Origin of the sequence: Duganella callida, assembly GCF_004614165.1 — a bacterium.
Lineage (GTDB): Bacteria > Pseudomonadota > Gammaproteobacteria > Burkholderiales > Burkholderiaceae_D > Rugamonas > Rugamonas callida.
On sequence record NZ_SPVG01000055.1, the window covers coordinates 1 to 5126 of the forward strand.

Sequence of the window (5126 nt, forward strand, 5' to 3'; positions counted from 1 at the left end):
GCCATGGAACGACTGACCGCGGCGGTGCGCCCGCGCGCGCGGCTGGCCGCCCACTACTAGGCCGCCGTAGCGCGCGCCGCCGGCGCCTCCATGCCGGCGAAGGCCACCGTCAGCATGTGGCGCACGATGTCGTCGTCGGCCATCTTGCTGAATGTCTGCAGGTAGTCGATGGCCGGGTCGCACGTGCGCGCATAGTAGCTGAACAGGATCACATCGCTGGGCAGGGCCGGATTCAGCAGCCCGGCCTTCTGCCCTTGCCGCACCAGCGCTTCCAGCTGCCGGTTCAGCTTGACCACGCGCAGCATGTATTTCACGTTACGCATCAGCATGTCGCGCACATGCGGGCTGGTGGAGGGCAGGAACGGCAAGCCGCCGCCCAGCCGCACCCGCAGCGCCCATTCCAGCAGCGCCGCCAGTTGCTGCACCGGGTTCAGGCCGGGGTCCAGCGCGGCCACCTGGTCGATCGCGCCGTCCAGCAGCCGCACCATGGCTTGTCCGACCAGCTCCTCCTTGGACTTGAAATGCTTGTACAGGCTGGGCTTGGAGATGCCGACTGCCCCGGCCACGTCGTCCATGGTCATCAAGTCGTAGCCCTTGCTGCCGAGCACCGCCGTGGTGGCGTCCAGGATGGCGTTTTCGCGCAGCTTGAAGGCCTGGTCCTTGAAGCTGAGTTTGGAAAGAATACTCATTAGTAAAAATTCGCTACTAATCAGTAGCGTTTCTGATTTGTTGGTAGTAATATTATCACGACAGTACAAACTCAACCGATAAAGCCTCTGCCGCAGTCAGATAAACCGTCCATGAGCCACAACCGCAAGCGCATCGCCGTGATTGGCGCCGGCATCTCCGGCCTGGCGGCCGCCTATTTCCTCCAGCGCCGCCACGAGGTGGTGCTGTTCGAGGCGGGCGGCTACCTGGGCGGCCACGCCAACACGGTCGATATCCAGCTCGAAGGCCAGCGCTGCGCGGTCGATACCGGCTTCCTGGTGTACAACGACAAGACCTACCCCAACCTGATCGCCCTGTTCGACGAACTCGGCGTCGCCAGCATCGCCAGCGACATGTCGTTTGCCGTGTCCATGGACGCTGGCGAGCTGGAATGGGCCGGCACCAGCCTCGATACCGTGTTCGCCCAGCGCCGCCGCCTGGCTTCGCCGGCCTTCCTCGGCATGCTGCGCGACATCCTGCATTTCAACCGCCATGCGCGCGATTTTCTCGCGGCCAGCGTGGCCGATGGCGCCACGCTGGGCCAGCTGCTGGACCGCCAGCGCTACGGCCGCCTGTTCCGCGAAGCCTACCTGCTGCCGATGGCGGCGGCCATCTGGTCCAGTTCGCCGCGCGATATCCTGGACTTCCCGGCCGCCACCTTCCTGCGCTTCTGCCTCAACCATGCGCTGCTGCAAATCAACCACCGGCCGCAGTGGCGCACCGTGCGGGGCGGCTCGCGCACGTATGTGCAGGCCATCGCTGCCACCCTGGCCGATTATCGTCTGTGGACGCCGGTGAACGCGGTACGGCGCAGCCATGGCCGCATGGTGGTCGAGACCCTGGCCGGCGGCGAGCTGTTCGACGCGGTGGTGTTCGCCACCCACGCGCCCACCACCCTGCGGCTGCTGGCCGACGCCGACGCGCGCGAGCGCGCCGTCCTCGGCGCGGTGCGCTACCAGCCCAACAGCGCCTGGCTGCATACCGATACCGGCCTGCTGCCGCGCCGGCGCAAGGTCTGGTCGGCCTGGAATTACCTGGCGGCCGGCGGCGCCGATGGCGCGCGCCCGGTGTGCGTCAGCTACTGGCTGAACCAGCTGCAAAGCCTGCCGCTGAAAACCCCGGTGATCGTCACCCTCAACCCCCAGCAGCCGCCGGCGGCCGCCAGCGTGCTGGCGCGCTTCGAATATGCCCATCCGGTGATGGACCAGGCCGCCATTGACGCCCAACAGGCGCTGCCGCAGATCCAGGGCCGGCGCGGCGCCTGGTACGCGGGCGCCTGGAGCGGCTACGGCTTTCATGAAGACGGTCTCAAATCGGCGCTGCGCATCGCCGCCGCCTTCGACGCCGCGCCACCTTGGGCGGTGCTGGGATGACGCCGGCCGCCCCTGCGCAGCTGGTGCGGGCGCGCGTGATGCATGCGCGCCTGCGGCCGGTCTTCCACCGCTTCGTCTATCCGGTGTTCTACGTGCGCCTCAACCTCGGGCGGCTGGACGAGTGCCAATCGCGCTGGTTCGGCATCGACCGCCGCCGGCCGCTGTCGCTGCGCACCCGCGACTACGGCCCGCGCGACGGTTCCAGCCTGGAACACTGGATGCGCGCGCAACTGGCCGCGCACGGCATCGCCGCCGACGGCGAGATCTGGCTGCAAACCTTCCCGCGCGTGTTCGGCTACATGTTCAACCCGGTCAGTTTCTGGCATTGCCATGACACGGCGGGCCGGCTGCGGGCCGTGCTGGCCGAGGTCAACAACACGTTCGGCGAAACCCACCGCTACCTGCTGCGCGTGGCCGACCAGCAAGCCGCCTGCGCCAAGCTGTTGCACGTGTCGCCGTTCTGCGCCACCGCGGGCGGCTACCGCTTCCGCTTCCGTCTGGACGGGCCGCGTCCGCGCACCGCGATCGATTACCACGACGACCAGGGTCTGCTGATCCGCACCACCTTGTCGGGCCGGGCGCGCGCCATGAGCGACGGCGCGCTGGCGGCGGCGCTGCTGCGCTATCCGCTGCTGGGTCTGGGGGTCGTGCTGCGCATCCACTGGCAGGCGCTGCGCCTGTGGTGCAAGGGCGTGCCCTGGTTCCGCAAACCGCCGCGTTCCGCCCCCCACCTTACCGCCCACGAGGAGCCGTCACGATGACCCGTACGCTGTCGACCACCATGCAGACCGCGCCTGCCACCGCCCGCTTGTTCCTGTTGCTGCTGGAGCGCATCCGTCACGGCCACCTGGAACTGATCACGCCCGACCACACGCGCATGGTGTTTGGCGACGCCCACGCCGGTCCCGGCGCCACGCTGGAGCTGCACGATTGGCGCGCCTGCGCGCGCATTCTGCGCGCCGGCGACATCGGCCTGGCCGACGCCTGGGGCGCGGGCTGGCTGGACTGCCCCGACCTGGTGGCGCTGCTGCGGCTGGCCCTGCGCAACGAGGCGGTGCTGGAACCGGCGCTGTTTGGCGGCGTGCTGGCGCGCTGCTGGTACCGGCTGCGTCACTGGCTGCGGCCCAACAGCCGCGACGGCAGCCGCCGCAACATCCACGCGCACTACGACATCGGCAACGCCTTTTACCGCCTGTGGCTGGACCGCAGCTGGACCTATTCGGCCGCCATCTTCGACGGCGATTACGGCCAGTCGCTGGAACAGGCCCAGCAGCGCAAATACCAGCGTATCCTCGACACCCTGGGCCTGCGCGCCGGCGACCGCGTGCTGGAGATCGGTTGCGGCTGGGGCGGGTTCGCCGAGCATGCGGCGCGGCGCGGCATCCAGGTCCACGGGCTGACCATTTCGGCCGCCCAGCTGGAGATCGCGCAACAGCGCATTGCCGAGGCCGGCCTGCAGCCGCTGGCGCGGCTCGAGCTGCGCGACTACCGCGATGTCGGCGGCCAGTACGATGCCGTGGTGTCGATCGAAATGTTCGAGGCGGTGGGCGAGCGCTACTGGCCACAGTATTTCGCCACGCTGGCGGCGCGCCTGCGGCCGGGCGGCAAGGCGCTGGTGCAGTCGATTACCATCGACGAACGCCACTTCGCGCGCTATCGCAGCAGCACGGACTTCATCCAGCAGTACATCTTCCCCGGCGGCATGCTGCCCAGCATCGAGCGCTTCCAGCGCGGCGCCGCGCGCGCCGGGCTGGACAATCTGGCCCACCATGCTTTCGGCCCCGATTATGCCGAAACCCTGCGGCGCTGGCGCAGCGCCTACCACCACGCCCACCAGCAGGTGGCGGCGCAAGGTTTCGACGCCCGCTTCATGCGCATCTGGGATCTGTATTTCGCCTATTGCGAAGCCGCTTTCGACGAGGGTCGTACCGATGTGGTCCAATTCCTGCTGCAGCGCTGAGCGCCGCCGCCTGTGGCTGGCCTGCCTGGCCGCCCTGGCCCTGCCGCCGCGGGCCTGGTGCGCCGGTCAGCCGGAGCAGACGGAGGGCTGGCGCGCCCTGTTGCCGCAGGCGCGGATACTGGGCGAAGGCGATCTGCGCTGGTTCGGCCTGCGCATCTATCATGCCGCGCTGTGGTCGGCGGTGCGCCCTTTCGATCCGGCGCAGCCGTTTGCGCTGCAGCTGCGGTACTACCGCCGCATCAGCCGCGCGCGGCTGGTCGCCACTAGCATGGAGGAAATCCGCCGCCTCAGCGCTGCGCCCATCGACAGCGCCACGCTGGCGCGCTGGGAAGCCCGGCTGCAGGCGAGCTTGACCGATGTCGACGAAGGCGACGAGCTGACCGGCGTATTCGAGCCCGGCCACGGCATGCGCCTGTATCACGGCGCGCGTCTGCTGGGCGACATCGCCGACCCGGCGCTGGCGCGCGCGTTCTTCGGCATCTGGCTGCATCCGGACAGCCGCGACACCGCGTTGCGGCGCCGCCTGCTGGGAGCAGCCCCATGAGGCCGGCCGCCTACGGCCTGCTCGGCGCGCCGCTGGCGATGGCGGCCCTGCCCCTGTTCGTGCAGCTGCCGGCCTATTACGCCACCAGCCTCGGCATGGCGCTGGCGCCGCTGGGCGGCGTGCTGTTCGGCGCGCGCCTGATCGACATGCTGCAGGACCCGCTGCTTGGCCATCTGCTCGACCGCACGGCGGCGCCGCGGCGCTGGATGGCCTGCGGCGCCCTGGCCCTGGGGCTGTGCTTTGCCGCGCTGTGGCTGCCGCCGGCGGCGGTGGCGCCGGCCGTCTGGCTGGCGCCGCTGCTGGTGCTGGCCTATGGCGCCCACAGCCTGGTCAACATCGCTTACCTGGCCTGGGGCGCCCGCTTGCCGCAGCCATCGCTGGCCCTGAGCGCGGTGGCCTGGCGCGAAGCGGCCGGCGTCGCCGGCATGCTGGCCGCCAGTCTGATTCCGTCGGCGATTCTGGCCGGCGATGCGGCGGCGATCCGGCCGCGCCTGGCCGGCTATTGCGCCGGCTTTGCGCTGTTGCTGACGCTGGCCCTGCT

At 69.6% G+C, this 5126-nt stretch carries 6 protein-coding genes; 5 read left to right on the forward strand and 1 reads right to left on the reverse strand.

Annotated features, from left to right (window positions below; genetic code table 11):
* Positions 1-56: 56 nt before the first annotated feature.
* Entirely contained in the window at positions 57-689 is a 633-nt protein-coding gene (locus E4L98_RS05715) for a TetR/AcrR family transcriptional regulator (protein ID WP_135200605.1), read from the reverse strand.
* Between the two features lie 111 nt (positions 690-800).
* Between E4L98_RS05715 and E4L98_RS05720 the strand changes: the two genes are divergently transcribed.
* The 5 genes from E4L98_RS05720 to E4L98_RS05740 all read left to right on the forward strand — a co-directional run.
* Positions 801-2081, forward strand: coding sequence for an NAD(P)/FAD-dependent oxidoreductase (locus E4L98_RS05720; protein WP_135200606.1), 1281 nt, complete (start codon positions 801-803; stop codon positions 2079-2081).
* Positions 2078-2842 carry a DUF1365 domain-containing protein gene (locus E4L98_RS05725; RefSeq protein WP_135200607.1) on the forward strand — a complete coding sequence of 255 codons (765 nt, stop codon included), beginning with the start codon at positions 2078-2080 and terminating at the stop codon, positions 2840-2842. The genes E4L98_RS05720 and E4L98_RS05725 overlap by 4 nt, the downstream gene beginning before the upstream one ends.
* Complete coding sequence (locus tag E4L98_RS05730) at positions 2839-4041, forward strand: SAM-dependent methyltransferase (RefSeq protein ID WP_135200608.1); 1203 nt, start codon at positions 2839-2841, stop codon at positions 4039-4041. The genes E4L98_RS05725 and E4L98_RS05730 overlap by 4 nt, the downstream gene beginning before the upstream one ends.
* Positions 4013-4585: a chalcone isomerase family protein gene (locus E4L98_RS05735; protein WP_135200609.1), complete on the forward strand. Its 573-nt coding sequence runs from the start codon at positions 4013-4015 to the stop codon at positions 4583-4585. The genes E4L98_RS05730 and E4L98_RS05735 overlap by 29 nt, the downstream gene beginning before the upstream one ends.
* Positions 4582-5126 (forward strand): MFS transporter (locus E4L98_RS05740; protein ID WP_167761283.1); only part of this gene is annotated, 545 nt, incomplete at its 3' end. The genes E4L98_RS05735 and E4L98_RS05740, both read left to right, overlap by 4 nt.

What these genes read in the sequence shown, in the direction of transcription:
- E4L98_RS05720 (WP_135200606.1), top strand. Translation starts at nt 801, where the DNA reads ATGAGCCACAACCGCAAGCGCATCGCCGTGATTGGCGCCGGCATCTCC.
- E4L98_RS05725 (WP_135200607.1), top strand. Translation starts at nt 2,078, where the DNA reads ATGACGCCGGCCGCCCCTGCGCAGCTGGTGCGGGCGCGCGTGATGCAT.
- E4L98_RS05715 (WP_135200605.1), bottom strand. Translation starts at nt 689, where the DNA reads ATGAGTATTCTTTCCAAACTCAGCTTCAAGGACCAGGCCTTCAAGCTG.
- E4L98_RS05730 (WP_135200608.1), top strand. Translation starts at nt 2,839, where the DNA reads ATGACCCGTACGCTGTCGACCACCATGCAGACCGCGCCTGCCACCGCC.
- E4L98_RS05735 (WP_135200609.1), top strand. Translation starts at nt 4,013, where the DNA reads ATGTGGTCCAATTCCTGCTGCAGCGCTGAGCGCCGCCGCCTGTGGCTG.